Origin of the sequence: Methylophaga thalassica (assembly GCF_030159795.1) — a bacterium.
Taxonomy (GTDB): domain Bacteria; phylum Pseudomonadota; class Gammaproteobacteria; order Nitrosococcales; family Methylophagaceae; genus Methylophaga; species Methylophaga thalassica.
Genome location: NZ_BSND01000004.1, coordinates 150190 through 167217, shown reverse-complemented (window position 1 = coordinate 167217; position 17028 = coordinate 150190). Strand labels below are relative to the sequence as shown.

The 17028-nt window shown below is 45.2% G+C and carries 19 protein-coding genes; 14 read left to right on the top strand and 5 right to left on the bottom strand.

Annotation, left to right across the window (positions count from 1 at the left end):
• The first annotated feature begins 206 nt into the window (after positions 1–206).
• From QQL60_RS05670 to QQL60_RS05645, 6 genes are all read left to right on the top strand, one after another.
• Complete coding sequence (locus tag QQL60_RS05670) at positions 207–683, top strand: YHS domain-containing (seleno)protein (RefSeq protein WP_007145061.1); 477 nt, start codon at positions 207–209, stop codon at positions 681–683.
• Positions 684–744: 61 nt separating this feature from the next.
• On the top strand, positions 745–1062 hold the full coding sequence (locus tag QQL60_RS05665; RefSeq protein WP_007145062.1) for a thioredoxin family protein: 318 nt from the start codon (positions 745–747) through the stop codon (positions 1060–1062).
• A gap of 22 nt (positions 1063–1084) precedes the next feature.
• A complete protein-coding gene (locus QQL60_RS05660) occupies positions 1085–1360 on the top strand; it encodes a BufA1 family periplasmic bufferin-type metallophore (RefSeq protein WP_007145063.1) in 276 nt (91 codons plus the stop codon).
• A 29-nt stretch (positions 1361–1389) separates the two neighbouring features.
• Positions 1390–2232, top strand: a complete 843-nt coding sequence (locus QQL60_RS05655; protein ID WP_284722701.1) for an MbnB/TglH/ChrH family RiPP precursor modification enzyme — start codon at positions 1390–1392, stop codon at positions 2230–2232.
• Positions 2225–2977 carry an HvfC/BufC N-terminal domain-containing protein gene (locus QQL60_RS05650; RefSeq protein ID WP_284722700.1) on the top strand — a complete coding sequence of 251 codons (753 nt, stop codon included), beginning with the start codon at positions 2225–2227 and terminating at the stop codon, positions 2975–2977. The genes QQL60_RS05655 and QQL60_RS05650 overlap by 8 nt, the downstream gene beginning before the upstream one ends.
• Entirely contained in the window at positions 2974–3426 is a 453-nt protein-coding gene (locus QQL60_RS05645) for a DoxX family protein (protein WP_284722699.1), read from the top strand. The genes QQL60_RS05650 and QQL60_RS05645 overlap by 4 nt, the downstream gene beginning before the upstream one ends.
• Before the next feature lie 52 nt (positions 3427–3478).
• Here the strand turns inward: QQL60_RS05645 and QQL60_RS05640 are convergent, their stop codons facing one another.
• Entirely contained in the window at positions 3479–4378 is a 900-nt protein-coding gene (locus tag QQL60_RS05640) for a LysR family transcriptional regulator (RefSeq protein WP_284451169.1), read from the bottom strand.
• A 124-nt stretch (positions 4379–4502) separates the two neighbouring features.
• Here QQL60_RS05640 and QQL60_RS05635 point away from each other — a divergent pair, with 124 nt between their 5' ends.
• The 4 genes from QQL60_RS05635 (at position 4503) to QQL60_RS05620 (ending at position 6812) form a co-directional block, all read left to right on the top strand.
• Positions 4503–4988: a peroxidase-related enzyme gene (locus QQL60_RS05635; RefSeq protein ID WP_284722698.1), complete on the top strand. Its 486-nt coding sequence runs from the start codon at positions 4503–4505 to the stop codon at positions 4986–4988.
• Between the two features lie 110 nt (positions 4989–5098).
• Positions 5099–5659: a pyridoxamine 5'-phosphate oxidase family protein gene (locus QQL60_RS05630; protein WP_284722697.1), complete on the top strand. Its 561-nt coding sequence runs from the start codon at positions 5099–5101 to the stop codon at positions 5657–5659.
• 55 nt (positions 5660–5714) lie between these two features.
• Positions 5715–6320: a glutathione S-transferase family protein gene (locus QQL60_RS05625; RefSeq protein WP_284722696.1), complete on the top strand. Its 606-nt coding sequence runs from the start codon at positions 5715–5717 to the stop codon at positions 6318–6320.
• A gap of 18 nt (positions 6321–6338) precedes the next feature.
• A complete protein-coding gene (locus tag QQL60_RS05620; RefSeq protein ID WP_284722695.1) occupies positions 6339–6812 on the top strand; it encodes a nuclear transport factor 2 family protein in 474 nt (157 codons plus the stop codon).
• Positions 6813–6850: 38 nt separating this feature from the next.
• Here the strand turns inward: QQL60_RS05620 and QQL60_RS05615 are convergent, their stop codons facing one another.
• Positions 6851–7318 (bottom strand): protein tyrosine phosphatase family protein, encoded by a 468-nt coding sequence (locus QQL60_RS05615; RefSeq protein ID WP_284722694.1) that lies wholly within the window; start codon positions 7316–7318, stop codon positions 6851–6853.
• Between the two features lie 155 nt (positions 7319–7473).
• On the opposite strand from QQL60_RS05615, the gene QQL60_RS05610 reads away from it, so the two are divergent.
• On the top strand, positions 7474–8475 hold the full coding sequence (locus tag QQL60_RS05610) for an amidohydrolase family protein (RefSeq protein WP_284722693.1): 1002 nt from the start codon (positions 7474–7476) through the stop codon (positions 8473–8475).
• Here QQL60_RS05610 and QQL60_RS05605 read toward each other — a convergent pair.
• From QQL60_RS05605 to QQL60_RS05595, 3 genes are read right to left on the bottom strand one after another with little or no spacing between them, the layout of a single operon-like run.
• Positions 8472–9017: a DUF3750 domain-containing protein gene (locus QQL60_RS05605; protein WP_284722692.1), complete on the bottom strand. Its 546-nt coding sequence runs from the start codon at positions 9015–9017 to the stop codon at positions 8472–8474. The two genes, QQL60_RS05610 and QQL60_RS05605, sit on opposite strands and share 4 nt — an antisense overlap.
• Positions 9018–9023: 6 nt before the next feature.
• Positions 9024–10397 (bottom strand): ATP-binding protein, encoded by a 1374-nt coding sequence (locus QQL60_RS05600; RefSeq protein ID WP_284722691.1) that lies wholly within the window; start codon positions 10395–10397, stop codon positions 9024–9026.
• Positions 10397–11059 (bottom strand): response regulator, encoded by a 663-nt coding sequence (locus tag QQL60_RS05595; protein WP_007145076.1) that lies wholly within the window; start codon positions 11057–11059, stop codon positions 10397–10399. Before QQL60_RS05595 ends, QQL60_RS05600 begins: the two co-directional genes overlap by 1 nt.
• Positions 11060–11246: 187 nt before the next feature.
• Here QQL60_RS05595 and QQL60_RS05590 point away from each other — a divergent pair, with 187 nt between their 5' ends.
• Genes QQL60_RS05590 through QQL60_RS05580 form a run of 3 tightly spaced genes read left to right on the top strand, consistent with a single transcriptional unit; the run spans position 11247 to position 16999 of the window.
• Entirely contained in the window at positions 11247–12413 is a 1167-nt protein-coding gene (locus QQL60_RS05590) for an efflux RND transporter periplasmic adaptor subunit (protein ID WP_007145077.1), read from the top strand.
• 6 nt (positions 12414–12419) lie between these two features.
• Positions 12420–15590 (top strand): efflux RND transporter permease subunit, encoded by a 3171-nt coding sequence (locus QQL60_RS05585; RefSeq protein WP_284722690.1) that lies wholly within the window; start codon positions 12420–12422, stop codon positions 15588–15590.
• Positions 15587–16999, top strand: coding sequence for an efflux transporter outer membrane subunit (locus QQL60_RS05580; protein WP_284722689.1), 1413 nt, complete (start codon positions 15587–15589; stop codon positions 16997–16999). The genes QQL60_RS05585 and QQL60_RS05580 overlap by 4 nt, the downstream gene beginning before the upstream one ends.
• Positions 17000–17028: the final 29 nt, after the last annotated feature.

Sequence of the window (17028 nt, the reverse complement as noted above, 5' to 3'; positions counted from 1 at the left end):
TCAAGCTGGCTGACTACTGATTTTTATGAAAAACATTGCAGCTTAATTATTTCAGTTTGCGTAATAGTTTTTTAATCATTCGTCCTATTATTTTATAAATCTGAATGAGAAATAATGTCTCCGCTGATTCGAAAATCATCAGTCACTTAATGTGTAACGAATCGAAACTGTAATTAATACAAATACCTATAACGGAGATGTAAACCATGATAAAGCAATTTTTAATGACGACTACAGCAGCGGTTGCGATCACGCTTTCAGCAGCAACATTGGCAGCAGATATTGATATGAATGCCAATGCCAATGACCTGGCTATTCAGGGTTATGACCCAGTGGCGTATTTCACCAAAGCGGCACCCACTAAAGGTTCGAGTGAATATACCGCGACCTATAAAAATGCGATTTATCACTTTAGCAGTGAAAAAAATCGCGATTTATTCCGTGCTGAGCCAGCCAAATATGCCCCACAGTTCGGTGGCTTTTGTGCTTATGGCGTCACCAAAGGCAGAAAGTTTGATACAGACCCAACTGCTTGGCGTGTGGTGGATGGCAAGCTCTATCTGAACCTGAATAAAGATGTGCAAAAACTCTGGGTTGAAGATATTCCTGGCTATATCACCAATGCCAATGACACCTGGCCAACCATCAAAACTTTCAGTGATAAAACACTTGAAACATTTTAGGTGCTTTAGCCCTGGCTTTACTTGCTCGAGTAAGTCAGGGCTTTCATTAAGGAGTTTAACAATGCGAAGAATTACTACTCATGACGAGCTAGAAGCTGAGGCACAGCGTCATGCCTATTTATTACTGAAAATCTCAGCTTCCTGGTGCAACCCTTGCCAAATTTATAGCCCGATTATTGAGTCAGTTTCAAAGACTCGTAGCGATATTAGTGTGGCTGAAGTGGATGTCGATGATATGCCCGCCATTCGTGAGACCTTTCATGTTCGCTCTGTACCGACACTCATCATGTTTAAAAATGGCAGTGCAGTTGATTCGCTGATTGGCTCACAGGCGGTTGAAAACGTGCATGCCTGGATTGACCACACTATCCAAGCTTAATACTTATATAAGGAATGAAGTGATGAAAAACAACGCAATTATTGCTGCTGCAATTGCAGCGACTGTATCACTGGGCGTAACAGCCCCAATCAATGCCTATGCGGCGAGTAAAGAAAAATGCTACGGCGTGGCGAAAGCAGGTCAAAACGACTGTGCCAACTTGGCGGGTACGCACTCATGTGCCGCTCAATCTAAAACGGACAACGATCCAGGTGAATGGAAACTGGTGCCAGCCGGTACCTGTACCGATCTGGGTGGCTTATCCAAAGATGAAGCGAAGAAGCTTCTTACAAACTAATGACCCGTGACGAACCTATGGAGGCTGAGATGATACAAGTCGGTGTAGGATTACGATCCAAACATTATGAAGCCGCCTTAGAACCGGCCTCCATAGACTTCGTTGAAGTGCATGCAGAGAATTTTTTTGCCGATGGTGGTATGTCTCATGCCATATTGGAGCGTATTTCTGAGCGGTATAAGCTGAGTTTTCATGGTACTTCACTGGGGTTGGGTTCATTCACTCCCCCGCCCTTGGCCCATATCCAGAAAATGCGACGGTTGATTGAACGCTATTCACCCTTATTAGTATCGGATCATGCCTGCTTTAGTTGGTCGAGTCAGGGTGACAAGACTGTGCATGCCGGTGACTTACTGCCTATCAGATTTGATAAAGAAACGTTGAAAGTCATGTGTCGTAATATCCGACGCGTGCAGGATGTTTTTGGTCAGCAACTACTTGTTGAAAACATTTCGTCGTATTTACCCATAACTGACTCTGTCATACCTGAAGCAGAATTTTTTAATTTACTTTGTCAGTCGACAGGCTGTGCTGTGTTGCTGGATGTTCACAATCTTCATGTCAATGCGGTCAATCAACAGTCACAATCACCTTTAGATGATGTTTTACAGTTCATTTCAGAATTGGATACGAACTTTGTCGGTGAAATTCATTTAGCCGGCATTGCCGAGCCTTCAGCTGAAATGTGGATTGATGATCATAGTGGCCCAGTCAGTGATGACTGCTGGATGGCTTATTCAGCGGCCATTCAACGTTTTGGTCATGTACCTACCTTAGTTGAATGGGATAGCAGATTACCCGAATGGTCCGAACTTATCGACGAAGCTATGCGCGCTAAGGACTATGCAAATAAGGTGTCTGACCATGGCTAATTATCAGTCAGATTTATTTCAGGCACTTTGGCTGCAGACAACTTCCACTTACAGCATAGAGGCGGTTTCTATCTACAGAAATAATCTGTTGATGAATGCCAATAGAGCCTTAGCCATCACTTATCCAACCGTCGTTCAACTGCTGGGTGAGGACGTGTTTAGCTTGTTGATAAGGGACTTTATCCAGCATGAACTATTGACCGAAGGTGACTGGGGCATGTGGGGGGAAACCCTACCAGACTGGTTAGAACAACATCAGGATCTGGACGATTATCCATTCATTAAAGACTGTGCCAGGCTCGACTGGCTTTGCCATAAAGCCGAGCGTGCGTGTGATGTGGTTAATATGAGCGGGTTTGATCTTGCATCAGAAGCAGACTTGGCAAGCCTGAAACTTCAATATTGTGCTGGCGTGGCGCTGCTTGAATCGAATTACCCCGTGGTTTATATCTGGCAGGCACATCAGGCCTCAGATAAACATCAACGCCAATCTTTTTTTCAACAGGCAAAAAACAAACTCTCAGATGGCAGCGGTCAACACGCCCTGGTTTGGCGGCCTCAATGGAAGGCCAATGTCCGTGAGGTGGATGAGGCAGAGATCGATTGGCTCAGGATCACTGTTTCCGGCTGCGGTATTTCTGATGCACTGGACCAGGTTAATCCTCAATTTAATTTTGAAACATGGTTACAACAATCCATCAGTGAGGGGCTTATCACTGGCTTTTATCAGGAGAAAACACGATGACTTATCTTAATTTACGCGTCCCGTATAGCGGGCAACTTATAAAGGCGCGATCGGTAGTTGAATCACTGACTTTACTCAGTGTCAGGTTTTACCTGTTCTCTGTCTTTTTCTTTGCTGGCTTTAATAAATTAAAAGACTGGGAGTCCACCCTGTTTTTATTTGAATATGAATATAGCGTGCCGTTTTTAAGACATGATATTGCGGCTTATATTGGCACGGCCGCAGAGATCGCTTTACCGGTGTTGCTGCTAATTGGCTTATTAACCCCGGTAGCCGCTATCGGTTTGTTTATATTTAATTTTGTGGCTGTTATCAGTTTGGCAGAAATGCCTGCGGCGGCTTTTTTATTACACGTTATCTGGGGTGGATTGCTATTTTCTCTATTGCTTTGGGGACCAGGCAAAATAGCGTTGGATAAGTTCGTATTTAATAGTAGAGATACACACTGATCATATCGGCTATCCAGAGCATATCGACTCTGGATAGCTAGTTGTTTTGCGTTTAATTCAACGACGTTTGTGAACGTAGGTGCTCTACCATCCAGTCAATCAGGCTCCGTGTTCTGGCTGAAGAATAACGGCCTTCTCTGTGCACCACATGCACGGGGACGGGTGGATGTTCGTATTCGCTTAGAATGATTTTTAATGCCCCGCTCTCGAGGCTATCGGCGACTTGATAAGACAGAAACCGAGAGATGCCCATATCAGCTAACACGGCTTTTTCTGCCGAGAAATTATCACTGACGGTTAAAAATGGATTGACTCTGACACTGGTGGCTTTGCCTTTATTTATAAACTTAAGCTCGTTACTTGGGCTGAGTCCTCTGGCTAGAATAATTCTGTGGTCGGCTAAGTCTTCTGGTTTTTTCGGGTAGCCATGTTCCTTCAGATACGGCGTCGATGCACATAAAACCCGACGAATAGCCCCGACTTTAATGGCTTTATACGATGAGTCCTGTAGTTCACCAATTCGTATTGCGACATCGACACCCTCTTCCAGCATATTGACCACACGATCAACGAATAAGGCATCCACCTGCATGTCCGGGTAGTTTTTCAAATAACTGATAAGCCCATCCATCACATAAAGCCGCCCGAATAATACGGAAGCAGTAATTCTGACCAGCCCTTTGGGGATGGCATTTCTGCCTCTGACAGCATCATCGGCCTCTTCTGATAAAGCCACAATTTGTTTGGCATCTTTGTAATAACGTTGACCAGCATCGGTGATTTGCAGGTGTCGGGTGGTTCGGTGCAACAGTTTTACACCCAGCCGGGTTTCCAGTTCTGATACGGCCCGGCTGACGGCTGGGGGACTTAGTCTGAGTTTACGAGCGGCACTAGCAAAACCTTCGTTTTCCACCACGGCCACGAACACCGTCATTAAGTGTAATCGGTCCATTTATTATTCCACTTTATGCAATAGTTAATTAATCATTTGTCTGATTATTATATTTCTGATAATAGCCAATAATGTTCTCGCTGGAAACACAACAGCATTATTTACTGACAATAGGAGAACAAACATGAGCAGAATCACTACCGTCACAGACGATATGGCTAATAACGAACAAGCCGAATTATTTTCAGCCATTAAAGCAAAATTAGGCATCGTGCCGAATTTCCTTCGGGTGTTTGCCAATTCACCGGATGCACTGAAAGCCTTTCTGGGGTTTCACCATATTGCTGGCAATGGCTCTTTGGATGCCGCCACACGTGAGCGAATTGCATTAACGCTGGCCCAGAAAAATGAATGTAGCTATTGCTTATCAGCGCATACGGCTATCGGACGTAAAACCGGACTCAACAGTGATGAGATTACCGCCAACCGTCAGGGTGACAGCCATGATGCGAAAGCCGCTGTGGCTGTGAAGTTTGCACGCAAACTAGCTGAGCACACAGGTGATGTGACGACCGCTGAACTACAGGAAATGCGTGATGCAGGGTTTACTGATGCCGATATTGTCGAAGTGATTACCCATACAGGCATTAACTTATTAACGATATTCTGAGTAAAGCCAGTCGTGTCGAAATTGACTTTCCTAAAGTCGATTTGAATCAGGCGGCGTAGAGCAGAGCGTGCCCGGCCTTCTGGCCGGGCAGTTATTCTGAGGAGAGTAATATGGCCAGAGCCTTTACCAAAATCGCGTTCACCGATCATGTGAAACAGGTGCAGTCTGATATGGGCAGTCGCGCGCTTTATCAGACACTGGAACATGGTGTAACGGATGAAGTATTTATTGATGCCCGAGTAAAACAGTTTATCGAACAACAGGATAGCTTCTATATAGCAACCACGAATGAGGATGGTTGGCCGTATATTCAGCACCGCGGCGGGCCAAAAGGTTTTCTGAAAGTGTTGAATGAGACACAAATTGGCTTTGCTGACTTTGCTGGCAACCGGCAATATCTCACGGTGGGTAATATTCTTGGCAATAATAAGGTGTGTTTATTTTTGATGAACTATGCCGAAAAACGCCGGCTGAAACTATGGGGCCGTGCTGAATTGGTTCAGGAACAGGATAATGCCAGTCTGGTTGAACAACTTGAGGTGGCTGAGTTTCGGGCCCCTGTTGAGCGAGGCATTGTTATCACGCTGCAAGCGATGGACTGGAATTGCCCAAAGTATATTACGCCGCGTTATACGCAGGATGAAATAGCGCAGTTTTTAGTTGATGATTAGCGTGTAATTAATTGATAAGGCTATTTTATTTAGCCTTTAAAAGAGCGTCTTGATTATGATTTTATATAACATTCCATTATCGGGTAACTGCCATAAAGTCAGGCTAATGCTTTGCTTTTTAGGCTTGGACTATCAAATATACGATTTAGATTTGGGGACGACTGAACAGTTAAGTGAAGATTTTTTGAAATTAAATCCATTTGGGCAGGCACCTGTGATTAATGATCAAGGTGTGGTGGTTCGTGATAGTCAGGCGATTTTAGTTTATCTGGCTAAAAAGTATGGCGGTGAACAATGGTGGTCTGAGGATCCTATTCTATTAGCCGAGATCACAAGCTGGTTATCTACAGCCGCGAATGAGCTACAAAATGGTCCGGCCAGATTACGTCTGCACCATAAAATGGGCCGACCTATCGACGTTAAACACGCCACTGATACTACAACGAAGTTGTTGAACATCATTGACCGTCATTTAGCCAATAGACAGTGGCTAGTCGCTGACAAGTTAAGCATTGCTGATATTGCTATTTACCCTTATCTGGCCTTGGCTCATGAAGGCCAGGTCAATCTCAGTCACTATCAGAATATCAGTGCTTGGCTGGCACGGTTTGAGTCTTTACCAGACTATGTGTCCATGCCAGGCATCAACCTACAAATCTAATATTGGAGAACAAACACTATGACAACTGACATTAAGCCCCCTCTTCCGCCATTTGATGAAGCCTCGGCGACACAGAAAGTCCGCATGGCTGAAGATGCCTGGAATAGTCGCGACCCAGATCGTGTTGCACAGGTTTATACCGAAGATACGATTTGGCGTAACCGTGCTGAATTTCCACGTGGCCGCGAACAAGTCAGAGCGTTTTTGCAGAAAAAATGGTCAAGAGAACTCGACTATCGCTTAATAAAAGAACTGTGGGCGTTTGAACAAAACCGTATTGCTGTGCGCTTTGCTTATGAATGGCATGATGACAGCGGTAACTGGTTTCGCTCATATGGTAATGAAAACTGGGAATTTAATGAGCAAGGCTTAATGCAGCGTCGTTTTGCCTGCATTAATGATTTGCCTATTAAAGAATCCGACCGTTTATTTCACTGGGCATTAGGCAGAAGACCAGATGACCACCCGAGTTTGAGTGATTTAAACTTGTAAACCATGACAGGGCTCCGGGTCGGTGTATCAGCCCGGGGCTATTTTACCGCTTCTAACAGCATTGTTTCAGATTGAGTGATAAACGTAGACCAGGTTTCATTGGGTTGCCACGATGGCAGCATTGCTTGCTTGGCTTCATGCTCAGGAAGTTGTTCAATGATACGCAGATAAAGATACAAAAATGCGGATGCCCGGTAGTTCAACGCACAGTGAACCCAGATTTTTCTATCCGAAAGTCCGGCCATGACATTAAAGAATTGGATTAAATGGCTCTGTTTAGGGGCATCAAAGGGTACGGGGATATGAACATAGGTCATGCCTAAGCTGGTGACAATATGGCCTTCATCTGCAATAGCTGAACTGGAATCGGGCATCGCCAGATTGATAATGACTTGATAACCTTGCTCTGCAATTTGCTCAAACTCATTGACTGCAGGCTGGCCTGAACTGGCAATAGTCGTTGTTACCGCTAAGTAGTTTTTAATATTGGTCTGCACAGCAGTCATACTCCATGTTTTATCGTCAGGGTAAGCCTATCATGGCTTATTATCAGGAAACACTTATCAGTATATCTATGGCATTATGCCTGCCTGAATAGCCATGTGAACTCTCGGCTGAAATGACACTCTGAATACCTTTAATAATAAAAATACACTTAACAATGACGTTAAAAACAGGACTCGCTTTTTCTTTACTGCTGACCAGTCAGCTTGTGTCAGCTCGTGATTACATCGACGCACATTTACACTACGTCGACTTTTTCCAGGAAACAGATGGCATGCCGGCCTTACTGAAGGCCATGGATGAAAGTGATATTACGCAAGCGGTGATTATGGGGATTCCGGTTGCGAAAACATGGCATGAAAATGAACCCAAAAAGCCCCGTTATTATGCCGGTGATGACGCAGCTATTTATTGGTACAGCGCTACCGACTTTGAATTACACGCTGCCATAGAATCACTCAACCCCGAACAACAAAAACGCTTTATTCCATTTTTGTCTGGTTTTAATCCCGACGATAAAAACTCGGTGAATCATATACGTCGTGCTTTAGAATTAAATCCCGGCTTTTGGCAAGGCATTGGCGAAGTCTTTACCCGCCATGATGATTTAACGGCATTGATTCACGGCAGTGCACCCCGTGCCAATAGTGAAGCGATGATGAAAGTCTATAAGTTGGCTGCTGAGTATGATTTACCGGTGTTATTGCACAGTAATATCACCTCAAAACGTGAGCGTAACCCTTTGTATTTAGAAGAGTTAGAGGATGCTTTAAAAAAGAATCCTGACGTGAAGTTTATCTGGGCCCATGCTGGCACCAGTAAAGAGTTACATCGTCATCAGGAGGAGCTGGACTTTATCCGACCGCTTCTGCAAGAGCTATTAGCTAAATACGATAATCTGACCATTGATTTGTCATGGACGATGATTGAACCCTATTTATTAAATGAAAAAGGTCAGCCTCGTGCTAAATGGCTGGCGTTGTTAGAACAGTACCCAAGCCGCTTTGTGATTGGTAGTGATGTGGTCGGTAGCTTTGATAACCTGGGTAAAATTATGCATGGCTTTGATCCGGTATTGGATGCCTTACCCGCCGATGTGGCTAAAGCCATTGCTCATGATAACTTTTTAGCTCTATTACCTAAAAAGACGGCTGATTAATCTGCGTAACCACTACCGATAGCCCGAAATGGCATTTTTAAGCCCAGCTCTTTGACTTGTAACCCCACCCAGGCTGGGAAGGTATTGCTGTTAGGGCCGGGAAATAAAGTGTAGTCATTAGCCCAAGGATAATGCGATACCGCCGTTTTGATTTTGGGGATCAGCTCGGCGGCTTTCTGCCCATGCAGAGATAAGATTTTTTCCGGTCTGGCGCCATACCAATAGGTGTCAGGTGTGGTGGTTTGATATTCCCGTAATGCTGGTAAACCTCGCTTTACACGCCAGCCAACCACTTCATAGACCGTATAACTTGCTGCATTTTCTGGTTTTATGGCAATCCAGGTATGCACGGCAAACCAGCCGCGCCAGCTAAAGGCATCCGCGGCATAGACTTCAATAATGGCTTGTTTCTGTGTCGCCGGATCGGCTGCAATACCGGCTGATTCACGGCTGGCTGTTCGCCAATCTTTTGTTGTACAGGCGCTTAGTGAAAACACCGAAACCAACAAAATACACATTGCTTTTAAGCTGTTATTCATCATAAATAGCTAGTTGAGTGTTTGCTCTGAGTTGAGCTCATGGCTGGAATATGGCAATGAAATATCGACACGTAATCCTGCTTTTGTATTACTGATGGTCAATTTACCATTCAGGATATCAATGACGGCTTTCGTAATACTTAATCCCAAACCGAAATTACCTTTTTTCTTGTCATGTACAAAGCGGTTGGTCACATTGGGTAATAAGTCGGGATTGATGCCCCCTGCTTCATCGGTGATCTGCCAGGTGACAAAGTCTGGTTGCTCAGTCACCAGAATAGACACCGATTGTTCCGCTGAAGAAAATTGAATGGCATTTTTGATCACGTTTCTAATCGCCACCGCTACTAACTCCTGTGGTAGCAACAAGTCCTGTTCACTATGAATAATTTTGTGAATCTGGATCTGATTTTCTTGAATCATATCCTGCAGTGGCATTAGCGCTTTTGCGGTAATCTCACTCGCCGAACTGCTGACAGTAATGGACGCCATTTGCTCGGCATCCAGTCTTGCCAGCATTAATAACTGATCCAGCAATTCCGTTAGCTGTTTGACGGCCAGGTTCGCTTGCTTGAGATTGTTATCAACGGTTTCACCTTGTTTGAGCATGGCCACTTGAAGCTGTGTAGTAATACCCGCCAGTGGTGTTCTCAGCTCATGAGCTGCATCTGCGGTAAAACGGCGCTCGCTCTCCAGCACCGCTTTGACTCTGGCGAGTAAGGCGTTAAAGCCGGCAATCACACCTTTAACTTCACTCGGCACATCCTCAATTTCTATTGGCGTTAAACTGTTACCCGTGTGTTTATCAAAATGATCCTGTAGCTGTGTCATCGGTTTAAAGACACGCTGGATAATAAAATACAGGGAGATAATTAAGGTCAGAACAGCCAGAATCCAGGGAATAAGTACTCCAATTAATACAATATTGAAGAGCTGACGGCGTTTATCCAGCTTCTCAGCAGTGGTGACTGAAATACCATGTTCGGTCAGTTTGAATACACGCCAGATGGTGCCATTGTCACGAATAAAGCTGTAACCATCTTTCACAGAAGTCAGCACGTCCTGATTACCGTCTTCTGTGCTAATAATTAATTCACCATCGATGCGTGTGACATTACACACAATAACCTCAGTATTATCTTTATTTTGTTCAATCTGTTGTATGAGTTCATTAGTCAGTGACGATGATGGTTTTTCATTTTTCACATCATATTGGTGCACTATGTGAGACAGCATTTTTGCTGATGCAGCCAGGCGGTCATCCAAAATCTCTTTCACATCACTTTTGATGGTGTGATACATAAACGGACCGATAGCCAGACATAAAATACCCGTGACCAGCAGTACTGAGATTAATAACTTATTTCTTAAGCTGCCTTTCATTATTTATCAACGGCCAAAAAGTAGCCTAAGCGACGTTCAGTACATATCAGATCGGTACCGAGTTTCTTACGCAGATTGTGTATATGCACGGCGACGGCATTACTTGCCACACCTTCAGCCCAGCCATAAAGTCTGTCCTGAAGTTGGTCTGTATTAACAACTTTACCTGGTTGGTGCATTAAGGCTTCCAGTACAATCAATTCACTTTTGGATAATTTCACCGGCAGACCGTTAGCTTTAACTTCCCCCTTAGTGGGGTTATAGCTGATATGGGCAAAGGTGATAACGTTGTCTGCCCGACCAGCGATGCGACGGGTGATGGATTGCAGCCGAGCCACCAACTCATCAAAGTCAAAAGGTTTAGTGAGGTAGTCATCCGCCCCGGCTGATAATCCAGTCACTCTGTCTGGTATGGCGTCACGTGCCGTGAGGATAAGCACAGGAATCAATATCTTATTCTGACGCCAGTTGGTGAGTAATGTCATACCATCGTAATCTGGCAGTGATAGATCAAGAATCACCACATCGTAATCGACATGTTGAATGGCCTGATTGGCGGTATTAGCGTCTGTCACCCAGTCAGTGCTGTGACCGAGCGTTTCCAGACCTTGTTTAATGCCATCACCGACAATGTCATTGTCTTCAACCAGTAAAATATACATAGATGATTCCTAAGAATTACACACTTATTATGGTTAATAACATTAAGTGAACATTAAGATCAGCCTAATGTAGGGCTAACAATAGCCACTTAGACTTGATGAAAATTACACATCAAGGTGTATATATTCGCCTTTTGTTGCTTAAGCAAACAACCTGATTGAATTTATTTATATAGAGATGTTTATCATGCGAGCCATTCCTTTAACACTGCTTTCTGCTTTTTCCCTGATGCTGGTTGCCTGCTCTGAGCCAGAGAGTCAGGCACCACAACAGCAAGCCAAGCCTGCTGAAGTCGATGTTGCCATTCCGCTTCAACACAAACTGACGGATTGGGATGAGTTTACAGGTCGCTTTGAAGCCATTAGCAACGTCAATTTACGGGCCCGTGTCACTGGCTACCTTATCGAGAAAAAGTTTAAAGATGGTCAGCAAGTTAAAAAAGGTGATGTGTTGTACGTGATTGACCCGCGTCCTTTTCGTTATGAGTTAAGGCAAATTCAGGCTCAATATGAGCTCGCTAAAAAGGAATTGGATCGTGCCCATCTATTACGTGAGTCCAATGCAATTTCGCAAGAAGAAGTCGACAGACGTTTCCAGGAGCTTCAGATTACCGAAGCCTCATTAAACAATGCCAAGCTCCAGTTAGGCTTTACTGAAGTGACCTCTCCTATCGACGGTAAAATTAGTGATAGCTATGTTGATGTTGGCAATATGGTCGAAGAAAACCAGACCATTTTGACCCGTATCGTTAGCACCAATCCTATCCACTTCCGTTTCGAAGGTTCACAAGGCGATTTATTGAAATACATCCGTCTTGATCGTGCAGGCCAACGCCCAAGTAGTGATTCCAGCCCTAATCCTATCTATATCAAATTGATGGACGAAGATAAGTTCTACCACGAAGGCACCATGCACTTCGTCGACAATGTGGTCGATAGTGCCACAGGCACTATCCAGGCGACTGCGACGGTAAATAATGATGAAGGGATTATTTATCCCGGACTGTTTGGCCGTGCTCGCTTGCTGGGCCGTGCCAATTACGACGCCGTATTGGTACCTGAAAATGCTATCAATACGGATCAGGATAAAAAGTTTGTTTATCTCATTGATGAGAATAATGCCATCAAACGTCAGTATGTCACTGTCGGTAATTTACTTGAAAATGATCTGATTGTGGTCAGCACAGGTTTAACCGGTAATGAAAAAGTGGTGGTGAATGGCATTCAACGTATACAAGCCAGTGGGCAGGAAGTGACACCGAATGTGGTCGAGCTTGAGTGGAAACCTATCAATGTTTTAGGCAAGCAAGCTTCTGATGAAACAACGAACACGACAAACACTAATAAGGAATAAGCGACTGTGAATTTCCCAAAATTCTTTATTGATAGGCCTATTTTTGCTTCGGTACTCTCCATCATCGTTGTCATTATTGGCTACATGGCTTACCTGAGTTTACCGATTGAGCAATACCCACAAGTAGCACCACCGACCATACAAGTCTCCGCTACTTACCCTGGCGCAACAGCCGAAACCGTGGCGGAAACGGTAGCCACACCGATTGAGCAAGAAGTGAATGGGGTTGAGGGCATGCTTTATATGTACTCTCAATCATCTGCCGATGGCTCGATGACCCTGACAGTTACCTTTGAGCTGGGAACCGATCTGGATACCGCGCAAGTCTTAGTACAAAACCGGGTGGCGATTGCTGAAGCAAAATTACCACAGAGTGTCCGTGCTTTAGGTGTCACCACCAAGAAGAACTCGCCAGATCTGATGATCGTTATCAACCTCTCCTCTCCCGACGGTACCTACGATCAAAACTACCTCGCTAATTATGGTGTATTGAATATTCGTGACCGTATTCGTCGTATTGATGGCGTCGGTGAAGTACCGGTATATGGCGCATCAGATTACGCGATGCGTATCTGGTTAAAACCTGACTTACTTCAGTCGTATGATATTGCAGCGGGTGATGTGATATCGGCTATCCGCAGCCAAAACGTTCAGGTTGCCAGCGGTACCTTAAACCGTGCTCCACAACCCGATCAGAACTATTATGAATATATTATTCAGACGCAAGGACGATTAACCACCCCAGAAGAGTTTGGTGAAGTTATTGTCAAAGCCAGTGATGATGGCCGTATCGTTCGGCTGCGTGATGTAGCTCGCATCGAATTAGCGGCACAGGAATACATCACAAAAGGTTACTTAGGTGGTAAACAAGCCGTAGCCTTGCCTATATTCCAACGTCCGGGCACCAATGCGATTGAAACGGCCAATCAGATCAAAGCTGAAATGGAAGATATCGCGGCCGATTTCCCGCCAGGTATGACCTATGAGTTTGCTTATAACCCGACTGACTTTATCGAACAATCGGTAGATGCGGTGAAAATGACGGTTTATGAAGCCGTATTTCTGGTGGTGATTGTCATTCTGGTTTTCTTGCAAACCTGGCGTGCAGCGATTATCCCTATTGTGGCTATCCCGGTATCGCTTATTGGTACCTTTGCAGTGATGTCAGCCATTGGTTTCTCGTTAAACAACCTGACGTTATTCGGCCTGGTCTTAGCCATCGGTATCGTGGTGGATGATGCGATTGTTATTGTTGAAAACATGGAACGAAACCTGCGAAATGGTCTTTCTCCCCGTGAGTCAGCACCTAAAACCATGGATGAGGTAGGCTCGGCATTAATTGCCATGGGGCTGGTATTAGTTGCGGTGTTCCTGCCTACCCTGTTCCTCGAAGGGATTTCAGGCGAATTTTATCAAGCCTTTGGTATCACCATCGCTGTGGCGACAATGATTTCTGTGGCGGTATCGTTAACCTTATCACCGGCTTTAGCCGCGATTTTGATGAAGTCTCATGATAAGGATAAGCCAGAAAAACCGGTTAAATGGTATCGCTCACCGGTTAAAGCGTTCTTTAATGGCTTCAACCGGGGGATGGAAGGTTTATCTGCTCGCTATGGTTGGTTTGTTGGTAAAACCATCCGTATGGGACTCATTATGTTAGTGATTTATGCGGGCTTGATGACCTTAACCGCATTTCAATTTAACCGCGTACCTACTGGCTTTATTCCAACGCAGGATCAAGGCTCTTTGATTGTGGCCATTACACTGCCTGATGGCGCTTCCTTTAATGCCACGGATAAAGTGGTTCAGGCTGTTACTGATCAAATGTTGTCAGTGCCAGGTGTCAAAAACGCGGTTGGCTTTACGGGTTTTTCTGGTGCGACCAGAACCATACAATCGAATGCGGCCGTCATATTTACACCTTTAGAGCCGTTTGAAGATCGTATTGCTAAAGGGATTAAATATCAAACCATCCTCAGTGATATGCGGGCTGTTGCTGCTGGCTTCAAAGAAGCCAAGGTAGCGGTATTTGAGCGTCCTCCTGTACCCGGTATTGGTAGTGCGGGAGGTTTCAAAATGATGCTGCAGGACCGTGGTGGTCGTGGATTAAAAGTTTTAGAGCAGGCCGCTACCGATATGGCAGCCGCCGCGAATAGTCCTGATAGTCCTGCCACCACAGCGGTGTATTCGTTCTTTAATACCAATAATCCTCAAATCTACCTGGATATTGATCGTAATAAAGCCGAACGTCTTAACGTGCCCGTCGCTGACGTATTTGAGGCTTTAGAAGTGTTTATTGGCTCTGTCTATGTTAATGATTTCAATTATTTAGGAAGAACATTTAGAGTAACAGCTCAGGCTGAAGCAGAAGATCGTTTAACGGTAGATGATGCGCTGAGAATCCGGGTCAGAAGCACCAATGGTGATATGGTGCCGTTAGGCTCTTTTGCCACAGTACGGGATACGTCTGGCCCTTCGCGTGTGCCACGCTATAACTTATATCCAGCAGCGGGTGTCATGGGCAGTAGTGCTGATGGCTTTAGTAGTGGTCAAACACTTGATGCGATGGAAGATTTAGCCGCCAAAATTCTGCCTGATGGCATTGGTTATGAGTGGACTGAAATAGCTTATCAGGAGAAAGCGACCGGTGACACAGCCGCCCTGGCTTTCCTGCTGGCCGTGGTATTTGTCTTCTTATTACTGGCAGCACAGTATGAAAGTTGGGCATTGCCGTTTTCTATCATCCTGATTGTGCCGATGTGTTTGTTATCCGCTATTACCGGTGTTTATCTGGCAAAAATGGATAACAATATTCTGACGCAAATAGGCTTGGTTGTTCTGGTTGGTTTAGCCTCAAAGAATGCTATTTTGATTGTCGAGTTTGCCAGAGAATTGGAACGTCAAGGCCGGTCTGTCTGGGATGCGGCTGTTGAAGCCGCCAGATTACGTCTGCGTCCAATCCTGATGACTTCATTTGCTTTCATTCTTGGGGTTGTACCCATGGCCATTGCTCAAGGTGCAGGTGCTGAAATGCGACAAGCATTAGGTGTCGCTGTATTTTCGGGCATGTTAGGGGTAACCTTCTTCGGCCTGATATTTACGCCGGTGTTTTATGTGATTTGTCGTCGGGTCGCACTTCACTTTAAGCCTGAGAAAACGACAGGAGAAACATCATGAAAAAATTGATGCTTTGTACATTAATCAGCCTGTCCATTAGCGGCTGTGCTCAATTTCGTGATTATCAGTCCCCCACCGCGGATAGTTCAGTTGAAAGCACCCAACTGAGCGATGAGAGCTACCAATTTGCTACGGCACAGCAACCGATTGCTGACTGGTGGACTTCCTTTCAGGATCCCCAACTCAGTCAATTGGTTGAAGAGGCTTTATCACATAACCTTGATGTACGTATCGCACTGGCAAACTTGCAAGCGGCTCGGGCTTTATCCAGAGCGGTTGGCTCAGATAGATACCCGACTGTTGACGCAAACGCTGGCTACAGCCGGAATTTGTATTCTGAAGAAGCACAAAACTCAACAACGCGAGCAGCGGATGTTTATGAGACCGGATTTGATGCCAGTTGGGAATTAGATATTTTCGGTCGTGTCAGTTACGGTATTCAGTCTCAGCTTGCTCAGGAACAAGCTATCGCTGCTGATTTACAACAAATGTATGTCAGTGTCGCTGCAGAAGTCGCCAGACAGTACTTTGTATTGCGTGGTGCTCAATATCGGCTGCATATTGCTCAGCGCAATGCTGAGAACCAAAAAGAAACCTTTGAATTAACAGAAAAAATACTCAATGCTGGTGGCGCCAGCGCCCTGGACGTCAGTCGGGCCAGAACACAATTAAGTCTGACTCGTTCAACTATTCCACCGCTGAGAGCGCAGATAGACTCAACTATCAACAGCCTGTCGGTTCTCACCGGGCAAGTGCCGGATGCTCTGCGTAGCAACTTGTCTCAGAGCAAAGCCTTGCCATCTTTACCACTCAGCGTGGCAGTCGGTGATGCTCAACAACTGCTAAACAGACGCCCGGATATTCGTTCAGCAGAGCGTTCATTGGCAGCCAGCGTGGCTGATTACAATCTAAGGGTGGCGGACTTATTTCCCAAGGTAAGTATTCTCGGCTCACTCGGGTTCATTTCGACAAACCTAAGTAGCTTTGGTACATCAGCCCTCGCGGGTTCAATTGGTCCATCAATCAGTTGGCAAGTCTTTGATCGCGATCGTCTTAAAGCATATGTCGACCAGACTGATGCCCAAACGGACGCAGCCTTGGCACGATATGAAAAAACAGTGTTATCCGCGCTTGAAGAAATTCAATCCGCCATGAGTGACTTCTCAAATGAAGAACAACGACGTGCCGAACTGCAACAAGCGGCTGCTTCGGCGAAGCAATCTGCCACCATGGCCAGAAATCGTTTTGATAGTGGCTATGATAATTTTCTTGATGTGTTGGATGCTGAGCGTACACTGCTCGAAGCTGAAGATACGCTGGCAAACAGCGAAATTACATCAGGTCTTAATTTAGTGGCTATTTACAAAGCGTTAGGTGGTGGCTGGCAGGTAAAAGCTCAGCAGCCCTAGTATATGTAGAACGTCGGAAACTCCGCCCT

Excerpts from the sequence above, each read along its gene's own strand:
- QQL60_RS05670 (WP_007145061.1), top strand. The coding sequence starts at position 207 with ATGATAAAGCAATTTTTAATGACGACTACAGCAGCGGTTGCGATCACG.
- QQL60_RS05665 (WP_007145062.1), top strand. The coding sequence starts at position 745 with ATGCGAAGAATTACTACTCATGACGAGCTAGAAGCTGAGGCACAGCGT.
- QQL60_RS05660 (WP_007145063.1), top strand. The coding sequence starts at position 1,085 with ATGAAAAACAACGCAATTATTGCTGCTGCAATTGCAGCGACTGTATCA.
- QQL60_RS05655 (WP_284722701.1), top strand. The coding sequence starts at position 1,390 with ATGATACAAGTCGGTGTAGGATTACGATCCAAACATTATGAAGCCGCC.
- QQL60_RS05650 (WP_284722700.1), top strand. The coding sequence starts at position 2,225 with ATGGCTAATTATCAGTCAGATTTATTTCAGGCACTTTGGCTGCAGACA.
- QQL60_RS05645 (WP_284722699.1), top strand. The coding sequence starts at position 2,974 with ATGACTTATCTTAATTTACGCGTCCCGTATAGCGGGCAACTTATAAAG.
- QQL60_RS05640 (WP_284451169.1), bottom strand. The coding sequence starts at position 4,378 with ATGGACCGATTACACTTAATGACGGTGTTCGTGGCCGTGGTGGAAAAC.
- QQL60_RS05635 (WP_284722698.1), top strand. The coding sequence starts at position 4,503 with ATGAGCAGAATCACTACCGTCACAGACGATATGGCTAATAACGAACAA.
- QQL60_RS05630 (WP_284722697.1), top strand. The coding sequence starts at position 5,099 with ATGGCCAGAGCCTTTACCAAAATCGCGTTCACCGATCATGTGAAACAG.
- QQL60_RS05625 (WP_284722696.1), top strand. The coding sequence starts at position 5,715 with ATGATTTTATATAACATTCCATTATCGGGTAACTGCCATAAAGTCAGG.
- QQL60_RS05620 (WP_284722695.1), top strand. The coding sequence starts at position 6,339 with ATGACAACTGACATTAAGCCCCCTCTTCCGCCATTTGATGAAGCCTCG.
- QQL60_RS05615 (WP_284722694.1), bottom strand. The coding sequence starts at position 7,318 with ATGACTGCTGTGCAGACCAATATTAAAAACTACTTAGCGGTAACAACG.
- QQL60_RS05610 (WP_284722693.1), top strand. The coding sequence starts at position 7,474 with ATGACGTTAAAAACAGGACTCGCTTTTTCTTTACTGCTGACCAGTCAG.
- QQL60_RS05605 (WP_284722692.1), bottom strand. The coding sequence starts at position 9,017 with ATGATGAATAACAGCTTAAAAGCAATGTGTATTTTGTTGGTTTCGGTG.
- QQL60_RS05600 (WP_284722691.1), bottom strand. The coding sequence starts at position 10,397 with ATGAAAGGCAGCTTAAGAAATAAGTTATTAATCTCAGTACTGCTGGTC.
- QQL60_RS05595 (WP_007145076.1), bottom strand. The coding sequence starts at position 11,059 with ATGTATATTTTACTGGTTGAAGACAATGACATTGTCGGTGATGGCATT.
- QQL60_RS05590 (WP_007145077.1), top strand. The coding sequence starts at position 11,247 with ATGCGAGCCATTCCTTTAACACTGCTTTCTGCTTTTTCCCTGATGCTG.
- QQL60_RS05580 (WP_284722689.1), top strand. The coding sequence starts at position 15,587 with ATGAAAAAATTGATGCTTTGTACATTAATCAGCCTGTCCATTAGCGGC.